Origin of the sequence: Candidatus Puniceispirillum marinum IMCC1322 (genome assembly GCF_000024465.1) — a bacterium.
GTDB lineage: Bacteria > Pseudomonadota > Alphaproteobacteria > Puniceispirillales > Puniceispirillaceae > Puniceispirillum > Puniceispirillum marinum.
Genome location: NC_014010.1, coordinates 1,749,609 through 1,769,505, shown reverse-complemented (window position 1 = coordinate 1,769,505; position 19,897 = coordinate 1,749,609). Strand labels below are relative to the sequence as shown.

At 53.2% G+C, this 19,897-nt stretch carries 15 protein-coding genes; 14 read left to right on the top strand and 1 reads right to left on the bottom strand.

The window, feature by feature from the left end:
• Positions 1 to 24: 24 nt before the first annotated feature.
• The 6 genes from mutS to SAR116_RS13300 all read left to right on the top strand — a co-directional run bounded on the left by mutS (position 25) and on the right by SAR116_RS13300 (position 10,441).
• Positions 25 to 2,793, top strand: coding sequence for a DNA mismatch repair protein MutS (gene mutS / locus SAR116_RS08265; protein WP_013046469.1), 2,769 nt, complete (start codon positions 25 to 27; stop codon positions 2,791 to 2,793).
• Positions 2,790 to 5,708 (top strand): [protein-PII] uridylyltransferase, encoded by a 2,919-nt coding sequence (locus tag SAR116_RS08260; protein WP_013046468.1) that lies wholly within the window; start codon positions 2,790 to 2,792, stop codon positions 5,706 to 5,708. Before mutS ends, SAR116_RS08260 begins: the two co-directional genes overlap by 4 nt.
• Positions 5,705 to 7,249, top strand: a complete 1,545-nt coding sequence (gene murJ, locus SAR116_RS08255; protein WP_013046467.1) for a murein biosynthesis integral membrane protein MurJ — start codon at positions 5,705 to 5,707, stop codon at positions 7,247 to 7,249. The genes SAR116_RS08260 and murJ overlap by 4 nt, the downstream gene beginning before the upstream one ends.
• Positions 7,250 to 7,326: 77 nt before the next feature.
• Positions 7,327 to 8,346, top strand: coding sequence for a tryptophan--tRNA ligase (trpS, locus tag SAR116_RS08250; RefSeq protein ID WP_013046466.1), 1,020 nt, complete (start codon positions 7,327 to 7,329; stop codon positions 8,344 to 8,346).
• A 253-nt stretch (positions 8,347 to 8,599) separates the two neighbouring features.
• Positions 8,600 to 9,163: a NifU family protein gene (locus SAR116_RS08245; protein ID WP_013046465.1), complete on the top strand. Its 564-nt coding sequence runs from the start codon at positions 8,600 to 8,602 to the stop codon at positions 9,161 to 9,163.
• A gap of 27 nt (positions 9,164 to 9,190) precedes the next feature.
• Entirely contained in the window at positions 9,191 to 10,441 is a 1,251-nt protein-coding gene (locus tag SAR116_RS13300) for a glucosaminidase domain-containing protein (RefSeq protein WP_013046464.1), read from the top strand.
• A gap of 166 nt (positions 10,442 to 10,607) precedes the next feature.
• Here the strand turns inward: SAR116_RS13300 and SAR116_RS08235 are convergent, their stop codons facing one another.
• Positions 10,608 to 11,639: a polysaccharide deacetylase family protein gene (locus SAR116_RS08235; protein WP_013046463.1), complete on the bottom strand. Its 1,032-nt coding sequence runs from the start codon at positions 11,637 to 11,639 to the stop codon at positions 10,608 to 10,610.
• Between the two features lie 152 nt (positions 11,640 to 11,791).
• Between SAR116_RS08235 and tsaB the strand changes: the two genes are divergently transcribed.
• The 8 genes from tsaB (at position 11,792) to metK (ending at position 19,854) form a co-directional block, all read left to right on the top strand.
• On the top strand, positions 11,792 to 12,631 hold the full coding sequence (gene tsaB, locus SAR116_RS08230; protein ID WP_013046462.1) for a tRNA (adenosine(37)-N6)-threonylcarbamoyltransferase complex dimerization subunit type 1 TsaB: 840 nt from the start codon (positions 11,792 to 11,794) through the stop codon (positions 12,629 to 12,631).
• Between the two features lie 8 nt (positions 12,632 to 12,639).
• Positions 12,640 to 13,095, top strand: coding sequence for a GNAT family N-acetyltransferase (locus tag SAR116_RS08225; protein WP_041861319.1), 456 nt, complete (start codon positions 12,640 to 12,642; stop codon positions 13,093 to 13,095).
• Positions 13,096 to 13,211: 116 nt separating this feature from the next.
• Positions 13,212 to 14,567, top strand: a complete 1,356-nt coding sequence (miaB, locus tag SAR116_RS08220; RefSeq protein ID WP_013046460.1) for a tRNA (N6-isopentenyl adenosine(37)-C2)-methylthiotransferase MiaB — start codon at positions 13,212 to 13,214, stop codon at positions 14,565 to 14,567.
• Positions 14,564 to 15,532, top strand: a complete 969-nt coding sequence (locus SAR116_RS08215; protein WP_013046459.1) for a PhoH family protein — start codon at positions 14,564 to 14,566, stop codon at positions 15,530 to 15,532. Before miaB ends, SAR116_RS08215 begins: the two co-directional genes overlap by 4 nt.
• Positions 15,529 to 16,251: an rRNA maturation RNase YbeY gene (ybeY, locus tag SAR116_RS08210; RefSeq protein ID WP_013046458.1), complete on the top strand. Its 723-nt coding sequence runs from the start codon at positions 15,529 to 15,531 to the stop codon at positions 16,249 to 16,251. The genes SAR116_RS08215 and ybeY overlap by 4 nt, the downstream gene beginning before the upstream one ends.
• The gene (locus tag SAR116_RS08205; protein WP_013046457.1) at positions 16,248 to 17,093 is read left to right on the top strand and encodes a hemolysin family protein; all 846 of its coding nucleotides are present in this window, start codon (positions 16,248 to 16,250) and stop codon (positions 17,091 to 17,093) included. The genes ybeY and SAR116_RS08205 overlap by 4 nt, the downstream gene beginning before the upstream one ends.
• A 10-nt stretch (positions 17,094 to 17,103) precedes the next feature.
• Positions 17,104 to 18,615: an apolipoprotein N-acyltransferase gene (lnt, locus tag SAR116_RS08200; protein WP_013046456.1), complete on the top strand. Its 1,512-nt coding sequence runs from the start codon at positions 17,104 to 17,106 to the stop codon at positions 18,613 to 18,615.
• 60 nt (positions 18,616 to 18,675) lie between these two features.
• Positions 18,676 to 19,854: a methionine adenosyltransferase gene (metK, locus tag SAR116_RS08195; protein ID WP_013046455.1), complete on the top strand. Its 1,179-nt coding sequence runs from the start codon at positions 18,676 to 18,678 to the stop codon at positions 19,852 to 19,854.
• Positions 19,855 to 19,897: the final 43 nt, after the last annotated feature.

Below are 19,897 nucleotides of genomic sequence, written 5' to 3'. Positions count from 1 at the left end.
GGATGTTGCATTCTTTGCTATATAATGGCTTCACAAATTTCTACACCACTTCCGGATAAAGTAAAAGCGCCTACCCCGATGATGGCGCAGTATCTTAGCGTCAAAGAATCGCATCCAGATAGTTTGCTATTCTATCGGATGGGCGATTTTTACGAAATGTTCTTCGAGGATGCGGAAATAGCCGCCGCGATATTGGGTATCGCGCTGACCAAACGTGGCAAAAATCAGGGTGAAGATATTCCGATGTGCGGGGTACCGGTGCATGCGGTGGATGCCTATATGGCGCGGCTCATCAAGGCCGGTCACCGGGTGGCGGTATGCGAACAAACGGAAAGCCCAGAAGCACAGAAACAACGTGGTGCCAAAGGCCCGCTAAAGCGCGATGTCGTTAGGGTTATGACACCGGGGACATTGACCGAAGATGATTTGCTGGAGCCGCGTGCGCATAATTTTCTGGCCGCGCTAGGGCGGTCTGGCGCAGGTCAGGCCTTGGCTTGGGCAGATATGTCAACGGGCGACTTTTTTGTCGAAGATTTAAGTCATGACGGCGCAAGTGATGATAATGGCGCCAATATAGGGCTGGAAGATGTCATTGTCCGGCTGACGCCATCCGAATTGATTGTGCCGCAAGGCCAAGATTGCACGCATTGGCCTTGGGCGGATGAATTATGTATTACCGAACAAGCCCCATCGATGTTCGATTCCAGCCTTGGTACACAGGCATTGCAAGCGTTCTTTGGGGTTAGCAGCCTTGATGGCTATGGCGATTTTTCGCGGGCGATGCTGTCGGCGGCAGGTGCCTTGCTTGGTTATATCGAGGCAACACAGATTGGCAATATGCCGCGGTTACAACCGTTGCAGGCGATTGCGCATAATGTGTATCTGGACATTGACCCTGCAACGCGCCGGTCGCTTGAGCTGACGCGTACATTGGCAGGTGAGCGTAAAGGCAGTCTTTTACATGCGGTTGACCGCAGCATGACCGCCGCCGGAAGCCGGATGCTGGGCGCGCGTCTGGCCGCGCCGCTTTGCGATCTGGCCGCGATTGTGGCACGACAGGATCTGGTGTCATGGTTTATCGAAAATGAAGCAACGATGACCGCGATGCGGGATAAGTTGCGCGCGCTTCCCGATATGCAACGGGCGGTGACACGCCTGACTATGGGGCATGGTGGCCCGCGTGATCTGGCGGCGCTGGAAACCGGATTGCGCATTGCCGAAACGGTGGTTGGATTGATCCGCCAGCCCCAAATGAGCCAGCCCCAAACGAACCAGAATGGGACAAACGCGCTGATTACCACTATGCCCGCGAGGATGGAGGCGCTTCTGGAGATGCTGGTGGCACCGCTGGCACTGGCGGACAAGCTGGCACCGGCACTGGCTGACGAATTGCCGTTTCTGGCACGCGATGGCGGCTTTGTGCGGCTCGGTTATGATCAGGGGCTGGATGATGTGCGCCAGCTTCGCGATGAAAGCCGACGTCTGATGGCGGCCTTGCAAGCGCGCTATGCCGAAGAGACCGAAATAGCCAGTCTGAAAATCAAACATAATAATGTGCTGGGCTATCATGTCGATGTGCGCGCCACGCATGCTGATAAGCTGATGCAATCGGAGCTGTTTATCCACCGCCAGACCACCGCGCAGACGGTGCGTTTCACCACCACCGAACTGGCCGAGATGGAACGCGATATGGCGGCAGCGGCGGGTAAGGCGCTGGCCAGGGAATTGGAGATTTTCGAGGCGCTGACGGCGGCGGTTGCGGCCTGTGCCAGTGCGATTGGTGAGGCGGCTACGGCGCTGGCCGAACTTGATGTGGCAGGCGGGTCGGCGGTGCTGGCACGCGATGCCCAGTTTGTGCGCCCGGATATGCGCGACGCCGCAATTTTCGAAATTGAAAAGGGGCGGCATCCGGTGATCGAAATGATGCTGCCTGCGCAAACGCCCTTTATCCCGAATGACTGTAAGCTTGGGGCAGATGGTGATGATGCGGCGGCAATCTGGCTTCTGACCGGACCGAATATGGCTGGCAAATCGACATTTCTGCGGCAAAATGCGCATATTATCATTCTGGCGCAGGCTGGCCTGTTTGTGCCCGCTGACCGTGCCGTGATCGGCATTGTTGACCGGTTGTTCAGCCGCGTTGGTGCGTCGGATGATCTGGCCAAGGGGCGATCAACCTTTATGGTTGAGATGGTTGAAACGGCGGCGATTCTGAATCGTGCGACGCCACGATCATTTGTTATTCTGGATGAAATTGGCCGTGGAACAGCCACCTATGACGGGCTGGCGATTGCCTGGGCGACGCTGGAACATCTGCATGATGTCAATCAATGCCGCACGCTGTTCGCGACGCATTATCATGAATTGACGCATCTGCAACAGGCCAAGGCGCGGCTGCTATGCCATTCGATGCAGGTGCGTGAATGGCAAGGCGATATCGTGTTTCTGCATCGCGTCATTGCGGGTGCTGCCGACCGATCATACGGGGTGCATGTTGCACGGCTGGCGGGCCTGCCATATAAGGTGCTGGGGCGCGCCGAACAGATTCTGGCCGAACTTGAAGCAGGTAAGCATGGCGCGGTCGATGTCGGTCAGGTTGCCGATAATTTGCCATTATTTGACTATAGATCTGATGATAGAGGTTTTGGGGTACCAGCCGGTGCGGTGAGGCCATCGGCGGTGCTGGAATCGATTGATGCGATGTTACCCGATACGCTGACGCCGCGGGCGGCCATGGATCTGCTATATGAGCTGAAAGCGATGCGCGCCAAGGATAAGGATGATCATAAGTGAGTGGATTAATAGATATAAGCGCACCAAAAACCGCGGCGGCGGATAAGGCCAGCAATAAGCGCGGGCTTTGGCATCGCTGGGTTGTGCCGCTGGTATCAGTCATGGAATCGCATGAGCCGCCACTTGATATGGCCGAGATCGAAGCTGCCTGTGCGGCGATTGACGAAAGTAAATCTGCCAAACGACGGGCGGCGATGCTGGCCTTGTTACGCGACCGTCTGGCCGCAGCGCGGACGCAGCAGAAAAGCGAACTGACCGAAACCAAAGACGGGGTGATCTATGTTGGTCTGAATGCGTGGATGATTGACCAGCTACTGGAAATATTGCGACGTGAGGCGGTGCGCGCCACCGGCGGCAAGCCATCAGAAGATATGGCGATTGTCGCTGTGGGTGGCTATGGACGCGGCGAGTTAGCACCGCATTCGGATATCGATATTCTGTTTCTGGTGAAGAATAAGGTTACCGATAATCTGAAATCACGGATCGAATATATTCTGTATATGCTGTGGGATCTGGGGCTGAAGGTCGGGCATGCGACACGTAATGCGGCTGATTGTATCGACGCGGCTAAAGAAGATCAGACGATCCTGACCGGCTTGCTGGAAATGCGCCATGTTGCCGGAGATGCGAATTTGTCACAGCAACTAAGCGACATGTTCGGTGCGTATGTTGATAAAACAAAGCCGTTGCAGTTTGTCGAAGAAAAGCTGGCTGAACGTGATCTGCGGCATCAGCGTCTTGGCGATACGCGCTATGTTGTCGAACCCAATATCAAAGATGGCAAAGGCGGGCTGCGTGACCTGCACACATTATTATGGACGGTGAAATATGCCTATCGTGCCACATCGCTGATCGATATTGTCGATCAGGGGATTCTGCGCGCCAGTGAGGCACGCCGCTTTGCCGCGGCGCAGCGGTTTTTATGGACGGTGCGCTGTCATCTGCATCTGTATGCAGGGCGCCCCGAAGAACGGCTGGACTTTGAAGCGCAGATGGTGATCGCGCCGCTTATGGGCTTTGCCGATAGGGGTGGCTTGCGGGCGGTCGAACGCTTTATGAAACGCTATTATCTGGCCGCGCGTGATGTGGGCAATCTGACGCGTATTTTCTGTGCGGCGATGGAAACCGACTTTCGCAAGCGGCGTAAATTTTTCCAGAACAGTTTCAAAGTATCGCGCGATATTGGCGAGTTTCAGCTTCAGGCCGGGCGGATCAGCCTGTCGGAAGATGTGCTGTTCCGCGATGCGCCATTACGGATATTGAAATTATTCCAGCTGGCGCAGGAACATGACGCCGATATACATCCGCAGACATTGCACCGGATCACCCGCGCCATGCCATCAATTGATGCCGAAACGCGCGCCGATCCGGCGGCCAATGCCCTGTTTCTGGATATTCTGACATCATCGACGAATCCCGAACGTATTTTGCGATTGATGAATGAAAGCGGTGTTATCGGACGGTTTCTGCCCGATTTTGGCCGTATCGTCGCGATGATGCAGTTCGATATGTATCATAGCTATACGGTCGATGAGCATACGATCAAGGCGCTGGGGATTTTGCATCGGATCGAAACAGGCGGGCTGACGGGTGTTGCGCCGGTTGCCAGTGAAGCGATGCCCGAAATCGGATCACGACGGGCGCTATTTGTTGCGGTTCTGCTGCATGATATTGCCAAGGGACGCGGCGGCGATCATTCGATATTGGGGGCGGAAGTGGCGCAAAAGGTCTGCCCGCGTCTGGGGCTGACACCTGCCGAAACCGAAACTGTTGCATGGCTGGTTCGCCATCACCTGCTGATGAGCAAGATTGCTTTTCGCTATGATCTGAATGATCCGAAAACAATCGAAGATTTTGCCGCGATCGTGCAATCGCCCGAACAATTGCGTCTGTTGCTGATCTTGACGGTGGCTGATATTCGCGCGGTTGGCCCAACCATATGGAATGGCTGGAAAGCGGCGTTGATGCGCGATCTGTTCAGCCGCACCGATGCCGTGCTGAAAGGGGCTGATCCGACGGTAATCGCACAGGGCAATGCCGATATGGCGCGCGCGCTGGCCTTTGAGAAGCTGGTTGGCCAGACAGAAACGGGCCAGACAGAAACGAGTAAGACAGAAACGAATACTGGGGCAACAGCCGCGATTACATGGTCGGCGGCGACGTTTGAACAGCATGCGGATAATTTCCCGTCCACCTATTGGACCGGATTTGACGTTGAAAGCCATTGCAAACATGCTGCTTTATGCCAGCAATTCCAGAAACTGGAAACGCCATTGCTGATCGATCTAAGCCCGGATCAAGGCAGGCGAGCCACCGAAATGACGGTTATTACTGTTGATGATCCGGGGCTGTTTTCGCGGATTGCCGGGGCGGTGGCGGCGGTTGGTGTCAATATTGCCAGTGCGCGGATTACCACCTGTAGTGATGGCACCGTGCTTGATGTGTTCTATCTGCAAACGATTGATAATCAGGTTGTCGATGATGCCGCACTTCTGACCCGAATCCGTGATTTCGTAACCAAGGCGGCGGTTGGCAAGATGCGGATTGCCGATGCGCTATCGGCACGCTGGCAACAAACACCTAAACGTATTCGCCGGTTTCCGGTGCCACCGCGCGTGCTGTTGTCGAATAATATAAGCAAGACGCATAGCGTGATCGAAGTGAATGGCCGCGATTTCCCGGGGTTTCTGCATAAGATTACACGCTGTATGGTCGGTCTTGGATTGCAGATTCAGTCGTCAAGCATTTCAACCTATGGCGAGCGCGTTGTTGACGTGTTCTATGTGAAAGACATTTTCGGTCTGCAAATTTTGAATGAAAGGCGCCAGCAACATATCCGCAACGCGCTGTTGGCGGTTCTGCAAGCAAGTGATGAAAATGACGCCGATGAGATCCGTGGCGGGGATGCCGCATGAGCCAGCATTCGCTATTGGGGGCGTTCCGGCAGATTGGGTTGCTGACAGGCATGAGCCGGATACTGGGCTTTGTCCGTGACGTGGCCTTTGCCACTTTTCTGGGGGCGGGGCCGCTGGCGGATGCGTTTCTGGTGGCGCTCAAATTACCGAATATGTTTCGCCGGTTAAGTGCCGAAGGAGCGCTGACCAATGCCTTTGTGCCCAGTTTTTCAAAAACACGCGCGGCAGATGGTAATGACGCGGCGATGCAGTTGGCGGCAGAGGTGCAGATCCTGCTGACGCTGGTTTTGCTGGTGATTGTTGGTCTGGCCGAATTTTTCATGGTTGATCTGGTTGGCTTGCTGGCGCCGGGATTTGTGGCGACGCCGGAACGTTTCACCGCGGCGGTTGCGCTGGGACGGGTCACAATGCCCTATCTGCCATTGATTTCACTGGTCGCGCTATGGTCAGCGATTGCCAATGCGCATGATCATTTTGCCGCGGGGGCGATCATGCCGGTATTTTTCAATCTGTGTCTGATCGCCGGGGCGATGGCCTTGCCGGTGATGGCGGCTGGCGAGGTGGTGACATCAGCCATGCCGCTGGCGGTAGCATTGCTGGTGGCAGGCATCATTCAGCTGGCTGTCATGTTTGTCATTTTGCGGCGGTTTGGTGGCACGCCAGTCTGGATATTGCCGCGATTATCGGCGGCTGGGCGTGCCATGTGGCGCAAATTTACACCGGCGGCATTGGCAGCAACAGCGATGCAGGTGAATATGCTGGTCGATCTGATTCTGGCATCCTTGTTACCTGTCGGGGCGATCTCGTGGCTTTATTACGCTGACCGGATCGTGCAATTGCCATTGGGTATTATCGGCATCGCGCTTGGCACGGCATTATTGCCGAAATTATCAAAAGCCGAAGCCACGCAGGATCAGGCATCAGTGAATGCAATTTTGAATGACGGTATCGGGCTTGGCGGGTTTTTTGTGATTCCCGCGGTTACGGCAATGATCTGTATTGCCGAGCCGATCATTAGCGGGTTGTTTGCCTATGGCGCGTTTAGCACTGCAGATGCGACGGTTACGGCTTTGGCATTACAAGCCTATGCGCTTGGTCTGCTTGGGTTTGTCGCCACAAGGTTATTCCAGCCTGCTTTTTACGCGGCTGGCCAGCCAACAACGGTGCTGAAAGTGTCGTTATGTGCGGTGTTGGTCAATATTGCCGGATCATTGCTTTTGATGCGTATCTTCGGGCATGTCGGGCTGGCGATTGCGACATCGTTTTCCGGCGTCATGGCTGCGCTGATTCTGGGCATATTGCTGGTACGTAGTGGTAAGCTGGTGCAGATGCCGTTTGCTGTGCTGGGCAAGATTTGTCTGGCTTCGGCCTGTATGGCGGCCGGTTTGCTTGGCACCCGACAGGCGATGACTGATCTGCCCAATGCGCTGGCGCTTGCCTTGCTGGTCGTTGTTGGCGCGGTGATTTACATAGCCGCTTCGGTGGTCTTGAAAACAATTCCCGACGGTATTTTGCGGCGAACGGCGTCGCGTGGGGCTTGACCAGTCAGCGCCTAGCAGGGATAACCAGATACTTGATATCCGGGGCGTTATCCGGGTGGTCTATAAAGGAAGCAAACATGACTGAGTCAGCGAACCGTATTTTCTCGGGTATTCAGCCGACGGGCAATCTGCATCTTGGTAATTATCTTGGGGCGATCCGCAACTGGGTAACATTGCAGGATGATTTCGAGTCGATTTATTGCGTTGTCGATCTGCATGCGGTTACGGTGCCACAGGATCCAGCCCAATTACGCAATAGCACGCGCGAAGTGACAGCCAGTCTAATTGCGTCGGGGATTTCGCCAGAACGATCAATTCTGTTCAATCAGTCGCGTGTGCCGCAACATGCCCAGCTGGCCTGGATTTTTAATTGTGTGGCGCGGCTTGGCTGGCTGAACCGGATGACACAGTTCAAGGAGAAAGCCGGTAAGAACCGCGAACAAGCCTCGGTTGGTCTCTATTCATACCCCATTTTAATGGCCGCAGATATTCTGACATATAAAGCCACGCATGTGCCGGTTGGCGAAGACCAGAAACAGCATCTTGAGCTGACCCGCGATATCGCGCAGGCCTTTAACAGCCATTATGAGGTTGACTGTTTTCCCCTGCCCGAGCCGCAGATTTTCGGCAGTGCAACACGAGTGATGAGTTTGCGCGATGGCAGCAGCAAAATGAGCAAGTCTGACATGTCCGAATTATCGCGGATTAATCTGACTGATGATAATGACACGATCGCGGCAAAAATCCGCAAAGCCAAAACCGATGCCGATGCTTTGCCATCGGAAGCCGCTGGTCTGGCTGGTCGCCCCGAAGCCGAAAATCTGGTTGGTATCTATGCGGCGATGGCCAGTATGACCGTTGATGACGTTCTGCGTGAATTTGGCGGGCGTGGATTTGGTGATTTCAAGCCAGCATTGGCCGCCTTGGCGGTGGATCAGCTGGCACCGATTGGTGCCCGCATGCGCGAATTGCTGGAAAATCCAGATGAACTGGATGCGATTCTTGATGATGGTGCGGTGCGCGCCGAAGCGATCGCGCGGCCCATTCTGGCTGAAGTGCATGAGATTGTAGGGTTTCTGGGCATGCCGGTGAAATAGAGCTGGTGAAATAGCTATAGAGAATTATACGTCTGACAGGCACGGGCCCATATAAACCAAATCAACAACCATATTAACAATAAGGCAAACCTTGCCATAAAACTGACAGATTACCATCTATATGCTATAATAAGCTCAATTCGATATCCGGCGTATTGGCTGGCTACTGATAAAGAGCGCAAATATGTGCGTTATATATGCGTTTCGGGCGTTAGGCCTGAAGTAGCCAGCTCTTCAATTAGGGAATTAATGGATGTTTATACAAACACAAGATACGCCAAATCCGGCGACGCTGAAATTTATCCCCGGGGTGCCGGTGCTGGAACAAGGCACGGCAGATTTTCCGGCGGCTGATAGTGCCGGATCATCGCCAATGGCGCGCCGCCTGTTTCAGGTTGATGGTGTTGCCGGGGTGTTTCTGGGCGGTGATTTTATCGCTGTTACCAAAGTTGACGAGATGGATTGGTTTGCGCTGAAACCATCAATTCTGGCAGGCATTATGGAGCATTTTGCGTCAGGCCTTCCGGTGATCGAAGATAATGCCGGTAATATGACCGACGCCAATACAGATGATGATGAAGATGATGATACCGTCAAGCAGATCAAGCATCTGCTAGATACGCGGGTGCGCCCTGCCGTGGCGATGGATGGTGGCGATATTGTGTTTCAGGATTTTGATGATGGTGTAGTGACATTACAGATGCGCGGCGCGTGTCAGGGATGTCCTAGCTCAACAGCGACGCTGAAAATGGGCATTGAGAATATGCTCAAGCACTATATTCCCCAGGTTCGGGAAGTTCGTGCTGCTGATTTTTAGATTTGCGTTTTAGTTTCAGGTAGTATTGTGACAGACCGACTGAATTTGCTTTTGCAGGACAAAAATATTGTCAGACTGACAATGATGCTGGTCGTGGTCAGCATTCTGGTGCCGGGGGTGTTTAAGGTCAGCCCGCCCCAATGGTTGCATGTGCCAAGCCCAATGACCGCAATGTCCACTATGACCGAAAGTGACAATCGGACAATCAAAGATGTGTCCGTGGCCGTATCCACAACACCAGTGACAGATAAAGATGCCAAGCCGGATGTGGATATGGCAAAGCGTGCCGATGCGTACAGCCTAAGCACCATGCCGGTAACACCGACGAATCAGGAACAAGATCCGGTTGCGCCGATAGTGCCAAAAACGGGGTCAGAAACGGTGCGAGAAATGGTGCCAGAAACGGTGCCAGACACAAAGACATCCGAAACAACCGCAACTATACTCACAACAGACACCGCGAAAACCGACACCGTGAAAACCGACACCGCGAAAACAAATGCTGGGGTGTTAGCGCAGGTGCAAACCCCGCGTAAGTCGATTATAGAATCGCTGAAAACGACAACAGCCCGCAAACCGGCGTCACCAGCACCAAAAGTGCAGCCGATTGCTGTTGCACGTAACTTTGTGCGGGTGATACCCGCGTCGCATGCCAAGCTGGCCACATCTGAGCAAAAGGAAAATTTCATCAAAATGGTTTTACCGCTGATTCTGGCGTCAAATGAAGAAATCAAGCAACGACGCGCGGCGATTCGGCGTGCCTATGACAGAAAAGATGCCGTTACACTAGGTAAATGGGCGAAGCTCTATAAATTACCAGCAGAAAATGTTGTCACGCAGGGCTTTTTGAATGAGCTGTTAGCGCGTGCCGATGTGATTCCGGTACCGCTGGCATTGGCACAGGCGGCGATTGAATCAGGCTGGGGCACATCGCGCTTTGCCCGCCAAGGCAACGCGCTGTTCGGGCAATGGGCATGGCAGGAAGATGATGGCATCAAACCATTGAATGCCAGCAACAAGAATGCGGTTGTGCGCAGCTTTCCCAATCTGCTGGGGTCAGTGCGTGCCTATATGCATAATTTGAACACGCATCAAGCCTATCAGGGTTTGCGCGATAGCCGTAAAAAGCATGCTAAAATGCCAAATGAGGACAAAGCCAATATCCTTGTCGGGCATCTGCATAATTATGCCGAAATCGGCCTCAAATATGTCAATGATCTGAAAATTGTCATGCGCAAGAACAAGCTGCGCACTTACGCAAACGCCTTTCTGTCATAGATTAGCGGGTGGCATAGCCACGATCATCTTAACGATCTGCGCTCTGCTTGATCGGATGATGCTTGTATCTTAAATCATGTCGCATCATCTCTCGACCTTGCGGTCGGATGATGCTTGTATCTTAAATCATGTCGCATCATCTCTCGACCTTGCGGTCGGATGATGCTTAACGATTCAGAAACTGGCGGCCGAACCAGCGCCAGCGGCCATCTTCGCCAGGCATGGTGCAATTGACCCGCGCGCGTTTGCCATTCAAAGGACCTGGCAACCGGATTTCGGCGCGGCGTCCCATTATGGTCACATCGAGCTTGCCATAAATGCTGTTAAAGCACCGAAGCTGTTTCGGCTTATCCATATCTGGTGCCAAGGTGAATCCGTAAATCGGTGGGTTCTGGTCAAGAATCACATCTTCGGGGGTGATCTGGTCAACCTTGAGCGGCAGGCCATTGATGGCAAGGTCAAGCCGACTCAGCGTGCCATATTGTTCGTTCATGGCAAAACGCGGCAGTTCATAAAAGCCATTATAGCCATGCGCGATGCCCGAATTCTGGCCAAAGGCGGCGATAAAGCCCGCATCCATGACAGCCTGTATGACCTGCATATCATATTCGCCATAGGGATAGGCAAATAAGTCCGGGCGTAACCCCAGTTCGGCGATAAAGCGCGCATTCGATTCGGCAATTTCGCTTTTGCTACGCTCGATACTGATTTGGTGCATATGTGGATGTGTGCGTGTCTGGCTGCCGATGGTCACGCCCGCAGATTGTAATTCGCGGATCTGATCCCACGTCATATAGCCATAACGATTGGCATCGATAGGCTGGGTCGCCACAAATAGGGTAAAAGGCATATTCAACGCCTTGAGCCGAGGCCAGGCTTCTTGATATACCGATAAATAGGCATCATCGATGGTAATAGCCACGGTACGGTCGGGAAGCGGCTGTCCAGATTGCAAATATTCGACGATTCGCGGCAATGGCCAGACGGTGAAATCGCCGCTTTGCAGTCGCTCAAGATGCGCGTCAAACTGTTCAAGCCGGATGTTCGTTGTGGGATATTTGGTTTCGCCAAATCGATGATACATCAGAATGCTGGCATGATCAGCCGCCAAGGCCGCGCCCACGCCGGTAGCATAGGCAATAACAAGCATCACCATCATATATAATTTCAAAAATTTACTGCGTAACAAGGCGCCCATGATTCCCGTCTCAATCCAGATGCAATTTGCAGATATAGCTTTTCATAGTACATTAGCTAGGTGAGTGATAGTCAAGTCTTCGTCAAAACACGTATAATGAAAACCAAACCGAACCTAAGCGAGGCCAGCCCGCGCTGTTAGCTGGATACCATATGACAATGCCCATTGCCGATCCCAGTATAATGCCCAGTATTTTAGCATTGGAAACAAGTGGTGCCTTGCTGAGTGTCGCGGTGCATCATAAAGGCAAGATTGCCAGCCTTGTGTCGCATGAAATGACCTATGGCCATGCCAAGGCTATTGTGCCGACAGCGCAAGCCGCGCTGGCGCAGGCGTCATGCGATTTTGCCATGCTGACACATATAGCGGCAGGAACAGGCCCGGGGTCATTTACCGGCATCCGGGTGGCGTTGTCTTGTGCCAAGGGATTTTGTCTGGCTTGGGGGGCGGTGGGCATTGGTGTGTCGGGTCTGCAAGCGCTGGCCAGTAACGCGGCGCGGCAGGGACATAATGAGGGCGCGCCCATGCTGATCACAGCTGATACCCGCCGCGGGGCGCTATATTGCCAGTTTTTTGATGCAGAAGGGCAGGCAAAAGGTGCGATTTTTGAAGCTGAACCGGCGGGTTTGCCAGCCTTGCGTCGCACCATTGAAGAGGAGGCGTCGCTTTATATTGGCGGGTTTGATGATGGACAGCTTGGCCGAATTTTTGCCGCAGACGGCGTGCGCGTGATCCAGCCTGCGCAAACAGTCCGGCTTGATGCGGCGATGATTGCTAATGATGCCAACCGGCACATCGTCAGTGGCACGTTGATGCCGCTGACGCCGCTTTATCTGGCGGCGGCAAAATTGGGCCCCAAAAAAGCAGAAAAGCCAAACAAAGATCTGGCAAAAACTGACGGGCCAGAGAAAGATGAGCCAGAGAAAGATGAGCCAGAGAAAGATGAGCCAGAGACAAATAAGACAAAGGTCATTCCGGCGGCGCACGGCTGATGCCGCTGATGTCGTTGATAACACTTGCACCGGCACATGAGGCAGCTATTGCCGATCTTGACGCGTCGCTTTTCGAACGCCCCTTTACCGCAGACGCGCTGGCCAGTCTGTTTGCAAGTCCAGCCTTTACCGGTTATGCGCTCGTTGATGAGGCTGGTGATATTATGTCCTATATATTAATGAATCAGGTATTGGATGAGGCTGAAATCCTGTCGCTGGGCACAGCGCGCGCGGAGCAGGCCAAAGGCCATGCCTGTCAGTTGCTGAATGACACATGCGCGGTGCTGCTGGAGAGAGGTGTTTGCCGTATTTATCTGGATGTTGCCGAAGCAAATAGGCCAGCGCGGGCACTTTATGCACGCTGTGGCTTTGTTGAAAGTGGACGCCGCCTCGGATATTATGGCACCGCACCGCACCGGCAGGATGCGATCATCATGTCAAAGGCATTAAAAGGCATTAGATGATTAATACGATTGCCAGAAGGATGAGATTAGACGATAGGCCAACTTCGTCTTGACCAGCCTCGCGGCAAACAGGTAAAAGAAAATAACACCGCGCTAATTCGAGTGATACCGCACCATTGACCAAGAAACTTTTTATTAAAACATATGGCTGTCAGATGAATGTCTATGATTCTGACCGTATGACCGATGTGCTTGCGCCGCTTGGCTATGCACCAATCGAAACGCCCGATGGCGCGGATATGGTGATTCTGAACACCTGTCATATCCGTGAAAAAGCATCCGAAAAGGTGTTTTCCGAACTTGGCCGTTTGCGGATGATGAAAGAAAAAGCGCGCGACCAGCAAGGCCGTGCCGTGACCATTGCTGTGGCCGGATGTGTGGCGCAGGCCGAGGGTGCCGAAATCACCCGCCGCGCCCCTTGGGTTGATATTGTTGTGGGCCCGCAAACCTATCACCGGTTGCCTGAATTGATTGCCGAAATCGATCCGTCAGTGCGCAAGCGTGCCATCGATACCGATTTTCCGCAGGAAGTGAAATTCGATCTATTGCCCGAAGAACACGCCCCGCGTGGTCCAGCTGCTTTTCTGAGCGTGCAGGAAGGGTGCGATAAATTCTGTGCCTTCTGTGTGGTACCCTATACGCGAGGTGCCGAATATTCCCGGCCTGCCGCAGACGTGCTGGCCGAAGCCACACGGCTGGTGGGCAGGGGGACGCGCGAAATCACGCTGTTAGGTCAGAATGTAAATGCCTATCATGGCGATGACGGGCATGGGTCGGTCTGGTCGCTGGGGCGTCTGATTCATGCGCTTGCCGAGATCGATGGCCTGGAGCGAATCCGCTATACAACCTCGCATCCGCTGGATATGGATGATGAATTGATCGCCGCACATGGTAATGTGCCGCAATTAATGCCTTATCTGCATTTACCTATCCAGTCGGGTTCGGACCGTGTGCTTGATGCGATGAACCGTCGGCATTCAAAAGATGTATATTTCAAGGTCATCGACAAGCTGCGGCATGTGCGGCCAGATATCGCCATGTCAGGTGATTTCATTGTCGGCTTCCCCGGCGAAAGCGATCAGGATTTTGCCGATACTTTGGCGCTGATCGATAAGGTTGGCTATGCGTCGGCCTATTCGTTCAAATATAGCCCCCGTCCCGGGACACCCGCATCCGTATCCGACCTGCAGGTGCCCGAAGCGGTAAAGGCAGATCGTCTGGAAGCCTTGCAACAATTGCTTAATGCCCAGCAGTTTGCCTTTAATAAAAAGACCGAAGGTATGCGGCTCGATATTCTGGTTGAACGTGCTGGTGGCCGCGCTGGCCAGATGGCTGGACGAAGCCCATTTATGCAGGCGGTCAATTTTGCTGGCAGCGAAGATCAGATTGGCCAGATCATTGCCTGTGATATTATTGAAGGCCGACAAAATAGTGTAACCGCCGAAATCACTTCCATGAAGGGGGTAGCGTGAGCAACAAAAATGCCAAGTTCACCATCAGGATGGACTTTGAAGATAACGCCACCGTGGCGCTGTTGTTCGGCGAACATAATCAGAATCTGATGCAGATCGAAGATGCGCTGGATGTAAAGCTGGATTCTTTTGGCAATAGCATCAAAATATCTGGTGCTTCTGCCGCATCCAAGGAAGCCCGCAAAGTTATCGAAACACTGTATAAGACAGTGCGTGATGCGGGCGCTGAGGAAATTGACAAATCGATGGTCAGTGATGCGCTACGCTGGGAAAGCAACAGCAAAGCCACGCCAAAACCACAAGCACTCGAATCGATTGATACATGGAAAAAGAAAATCGTCGCCAAAACCTCTGGCCAGAACCAGTATCTGGATCTGTTGCGCCGCGATGAGGTGGTGTTCGGGCTGGGCCCTGCAGGCACCGGTAAAACCTATATGGCGGTTGCGCGCGCGGTCGAAGCGCTGAAAAAACGGGAAGTCGAACGTATTGTTCTATCACGTCCGGCGGTTGAAGCGGGTGAGCGGCTTGGCTTTTTGCCCGGTGATATGAAAGAGAAGGTCGATCCCTATCTGCGCCCGCTTTATGATGCGCTTTATGACATGATGCCAGCCGATAAGGTGGATCGGATGCTGACCAGCGGTGAGATCGAAATTGCGCCCCTGGCCTTTATGCGTGGCCGGACGCTGAGCGCGTCCTATGTGATTATCGATGAAGCGCAGAACACGACACCTGTGCAGATGAAAATGGTGCTAACCCGGCTTGGTCAGGATTCGCGTATGGTCATTACCGGCGATCTGAGCCAAGTTGACCTGCCTGCTGGACACCCGTCAGGTTTGGCAGATGCCGTATCTATTCTGACTGATATTAAAGGTGTTGGTATCATCCATCTGTCAGGCAAAGATGTGGTAAGACACCCCGTTGTTGCGCGCATCCTGCACGCCTATGAAAAGGGACAAACGCCATGATTGACCCCAGTCCGGAGCCTGACAGTTTAACCTCTGCTGGTGCTGATCATGGTGACACCATGTCAGCTTTTGACGCACGCCAATGGCACACGCCAGACGCGCATCAGATTGATATTATGACTGATCATGATTGCTGGTCAGCGGCTATGCTCGGTGATGTGAAAGCGCATTTTTGCCAGATTCTCGATAGGGCGCTGTCGGCGCATGACATGAAAGATTGTGCAGTCAGCCTGTTATTATGCAGTGACGCCAAAATACGGCAGTTAAACCATGATCATCGCGGCATCGATAAAGCCACGAATGTGCTGTCCTTTCCCGCCGCAGATGACGATGATATGCCTTATGCTATGGGCGCTATGGATGCTGACGACGATAATGCGCCGCAACGCCAGGAGCTAGGCGATATCGCCATTGCCTATGGCATTTGCGCGCGCGAGGCTGAAGAAAGTAGTATCAGAATCTCGGATCATATCACGCATTTGTTCGGGCATGGTGTGTTGCATCTTTTGGGTTATGACCACGATCAGGATGCCGAGGCCGATGCGATGGAAGCGCTGGAAATCAGCCTGCTAGAGGCGCTGGGCATCGCTAATCCCTATGTTGATAAAGCTGGGGTTGATAAAGCTGGGGTTGATAAAGCCGGGGTTGATATGGCGGATAATAAAGCCGCAGATGATGATGCCACTAGCATAATGCCAAAGACGGAGTCTGCATCATGATCGATGTGCTGTTAAACATGATAAAGTCCTTGTTCGAACGCCCTGAATCACGGCGCCAGAAAATGACCGAATTGCTGGAAGATTCGGCAACTGACCGTGAGCTTTTTGACCGTCACGAAGGTACCTTGCTGCGCAATCTGCTTGGGCTTCGTGATAAGATTGCATCGGATGTGATGATCCCACGGGCAGATATTGTTTCGGTCAGCATGCGCAATGAGTTTTCCCAGATCAGCAAGCAAATTTCACAGGTCAGGCATAGCCGCATTCCGGTATATCGCGAAACGTTGGATGATGTTGCCGGCTTTATTCACGTCAAAGATATTTTTGCCAGCTTGCAAGCTGGTGAGGTGCCACCAGTTAAATCACTTCTGCGTCCGGCTTTGTTTGTTGCCCCGACAATCCGGCTTCTGGATCTGTTGCATGAGATGCGGTTAAAGCGGCGTCATCTGGCCTTGGTTGTCGATGAGTTTGGCGGCGTTGACGGGCTGATTACGATTGAAGATCTGATTGAGGAAATCGTTGGTGACATCGAAGATGAATATGATGAAACGATAGCCTTGCGGTTTGACATCAATGGTGATGGTACCGCGATCGCCGACGCCCGCCTTGAAATCGAAACGCTGGAAACCGTAACAGGTATTCTGCTTGATGATGATGATCGTGATGAGATTGACACGCTGGGCGGGCTGGTCTGTGCCGAAGCCGGACGTGTGCCAACGCGCGGTGAAATTGTTCGCCATGCAAAGGGGTTGCAGTTCGAAGTGCTGGAAGGTGATCCACGGCGTATCACATTGGTAAAAATCAGGGGGCTTGCGCGGGTCCCGCAGCATGATCAAAGCTAGGTGACGCGGAATGGCGCGGTTCTGGAATAAGGCGGCTGCCGTGATCCGTAATCCCTATGTCGGGTCATTTCTGGCTGGCTGCCTTGCCAGCCTGTGCCTGCCGCCGTTGGGGTTTATATTTACCATTTTTGCGTTATCTTTCCCGGCGCTGACGTCAGCCAAGGCACACACAGCCTGGCGGGCAGCTGCTATCTGGATGCTGGCCGGACTTGGCTGGTTTGTGTTTTCGACCTATTGGGTGGCACATTCGCTTTATGTCTCTGACCCTGGCTTGTGGTTGTTGATGCCGTTTGCCGCTTTTGGCCTTGCCTCTGTACTGGCTTTATTCTGGGCGGTAGCCGGATGGGTGGCATGGCGTTGTGGTCGCACAGCACAAGGCCGTCTGATCTGGCTGGTGATGATGCTGGGTTTGGCAGAATATGCCCGTGGTTTTGTTGCCACCGGGTTTCCATGGAACGCGCCGGGCTATCTGTTCAGCTTTCATCTTGGCGCCTTGCAAGCGGCTAGCTGGTTTGGCATTTACGGGCTGAATATCATCGCCTTTCTGTTTGCCTTTGTGCTGGCGCTATGGGTGGTGGGGGCGCGGCAGATTGCGGTGGCCCTGCTGATCGTGCCATTGTTGCTGTCATATCTGGGAATCGTGCGTATCGATCACCTGCAAGATGTGGTGCAGAACACGCAAAGCCCAACTGTGCGCATCATTCAGCCATCCGTACCGCAACAGGAAAAATGGCTGAGATCGAAACGACCAGAACATCTGCAACGACTTGTTGATTTATCAAATCAGCATATTCCCATGCCGCGTCTGGTGATCTGGCCGGAAACGGCGTTCGCCGGCTTTGCCAGCGTCGAACCGGAGCTGTTGCGCCGAACCGTAGCATCAGCGACGCCGTTTGATGGGTATCTGCTGACCGGCATTCCGCGCCGTGACGAACAGGATAGATTATTCAATGCGGCGGTTTTGCATGCGCATAATGGTGCGCTCAAAGGCATTTATGACAAACGCCACCTTGTGCCATTTGGCGAATATGTGCCGTTTCGTGGCCTGGTTCCGCTTATTGATGTGATTGCTGGCCCGCAGGATTTCAGTAAAGGAACAACAAATAAGCTGTTCACTGTACCAGGAGTTGGCAGGGCGCAGATATTGATCTGTTATGAAGTGATTTTTTCGGGGGCGATCGTTGACCGCCAGAACAAGCCGGATTTCATAGTCAATCTGACAAATGATGGGTGGTTCGGTCATACGGCAGGTCCCTGGCAACATCTGGCTCAAAGCCAGATGCGTGCGGTCGAGGAAGGCATGACATTGATCCGCGCCGCGAATGCTGGTATCAGCGGGGCGTTTGATCCGCTAGGACGGCCACTTGGCCAGATCGAGCTTGGCATTGCCGATAGTCTTGATGTGCAGGTGGTTGCCGCGCTGGAAACAACGTTACTTGCCAAAATGGGGCAGATGTTGTTTGTCTTTATGCTTATGCTGACCGCCGGGTTTGCATATTGGCTTGATCGGCGGCTTGACTGACGGCTTGACCAGCGCCGCTAGTTCAGGCAAAAAACCCTGTCGAAAAATAAAGAGGCTCTCATGTCATATCTATTTACGTCTGAATCCGTGTCCGAAGGGCATCCTGATAAGGTATGCGATCGCATATCAGACACGGTGCTTGATCTGTTTCTAACAGCTGACCCAGAAGCGCGTGTTGCGTGCGAAACCATGGCGACGACCAATCGCGTCATTCTGGGAGGTGAGGTGCGGGCACCCGAAGACCAGATCGCCGGTATTATGAAACAGATTGAACCTGCGGTGCGGGCGGCGGTTAAGGATATTGGCTATGAGCAGGACAAATTCCATCACGCCCATTTCGAATTTCAGAATTATTTGCATGAGCAATCAGCCGATATTGCAATGGGCGTTGATGAAGGCGATAACAAGGATGAAGGCGCCGGTGATCAGGGGCTTATGTTTGGTTATGCCTGTGACGAAACCGACGTTCTTATGCCAGCACCGATACACTATTCGCATCAGATTCTAAAACGTCTTGCCGGAATGCGCAAAAGCAATGCGGATTCGATTTTACGCCCCGACTCGAAAAGCCAGATCACAATGGTTTATGATGATGATGGTAAACCCATTGGTACGCATAAGATCGTTTTATCTACCCAGCATGCCGAAGGCGCATCAACAGATGATATACGTAAATTGGTGACACCGGTTATTGCCGATATCCTGCCAGATGGCTGGATGGTGGGTGCCGATGATCTGCTGGTTAATCCAACGGGTAATTTCGTTATTGGTGGACCCGATGGTGATGCCGGTCTGACAGGCAGAAAGATTATTGTTGATACTTATGGTGGTGCCGCGCCGCATGGTGGAGGCGCCTTTTCGGGTAAAGACCCGACAAAAGTTGACCGTTCTGCCGCCTATGCCGCGCGTTATCTGGCGAAGAATGTTGTGGCCGCCGGTCTGGCGACGAAATGCACGATTCAGCTTGCTTATGCCATTGGTGTTGCTGATCCGGTTTCGGTCTATGCGAATACGCACGGCACCGGTGCAGGCAGTGATGCTGATTTGCAACAGGCTTTGAGCCAGTCGATGAAGCTGACACCACGTGGCATCCGTGAACATCTTGGCCTGAATAAGCCGATCTACGCATCAAGTGCTGCCTATGGCCATTTTGGCCGTATGGCTGGTGAAGCGGGTGCGGGATCATTTAGCTGGGAAGCAACCGATCTGAAAGCTGCACTGACGGCGGCTTTGGCCTAATATTTATAGGTATCCACAGCGAGGATGTCTGGTGATTTGGGAA

What these genes read in the sequence shown, in the direction of transcription:
- mutS (WP_013046469.1), top strand. Translation starts at nt 25, where the DNA reads ATGGCTTCACAAATTTCTACACCACTTCCGGATAAAGTAAAAGCGCCT.
- murJ (WP_013046467.1), top strand. Translation starts at nt 5,705, where the DNA reads ATGAGCCAGCATTCGCTATTGGGGGCGTTCCGGCAGATTGGGTTGCTG.
- trpS (WP_013046466.1), top strand. Translation starts at nt 7,327, where the DNA reads ATGACTGAGTCAGCGAACCGTATTTTCTCGGGTATTCAGCCGACGGGC.
- SAR116_RS08245 (WP_013046465.1), top strand. Translation starts at nt 8,600, where the DNA reads ATGTTTATACAAACACAAGATACGCCAAATCCGGCGACGCTGAAATTT.
- SAR116_RS08235 (WP_013046463.1), bottom strand. Translation starts at nt 11,639, where the DNA reads ATGGGCGCCTTGTTACGCAGTAAATTTTTGAAATTATATATGATGGTG.
- tsaB (WP_013046462.1), top strand. Translation starts at nt 11,792, where the DNA reads ATGACAATGCCCATTGCCGATCCCAGTATAATGCCCAGTATTTTAGCA.
- SAR116_RS08225 (WP_041861319.1), top strand. Translation starts at nt 12,640, where the DNA reads ATGTCGTTGATAACACTTGCACCGGCACATGAGGCAGCTATTGCCGAT.
- ybeY (WP_013046458.1), top strand. Translation starts at nt 15,529, where the DNA reads ATGATTGACCCCAGTCCGGAGCCTGACAGTTTAACCTCTGCTGGTGCT.
- SAR116_RS08205 (WP_013046457.1), top strand. Translation starts at nt 16,248, where the DNA reads ATGATCGATGTGCTGTTAAACATGATAAAGTCCTTGTTCGAACGCCCT.
- lnt (WP_013046456.1), top strand. Translation starts at nt 17,104, where the DNA reads ATGGCGCGGTTCTGGAATAAGGCGGCTGCCGTGATCCGTAATCCCTAT.
- metK (WP_013046455.1), top strand. Translation starts at nt 18,676, where the DNA reads ATGTCATATCTATTTACGTCTGAATCCGTGTCCGAAGGGCATCCTGAT.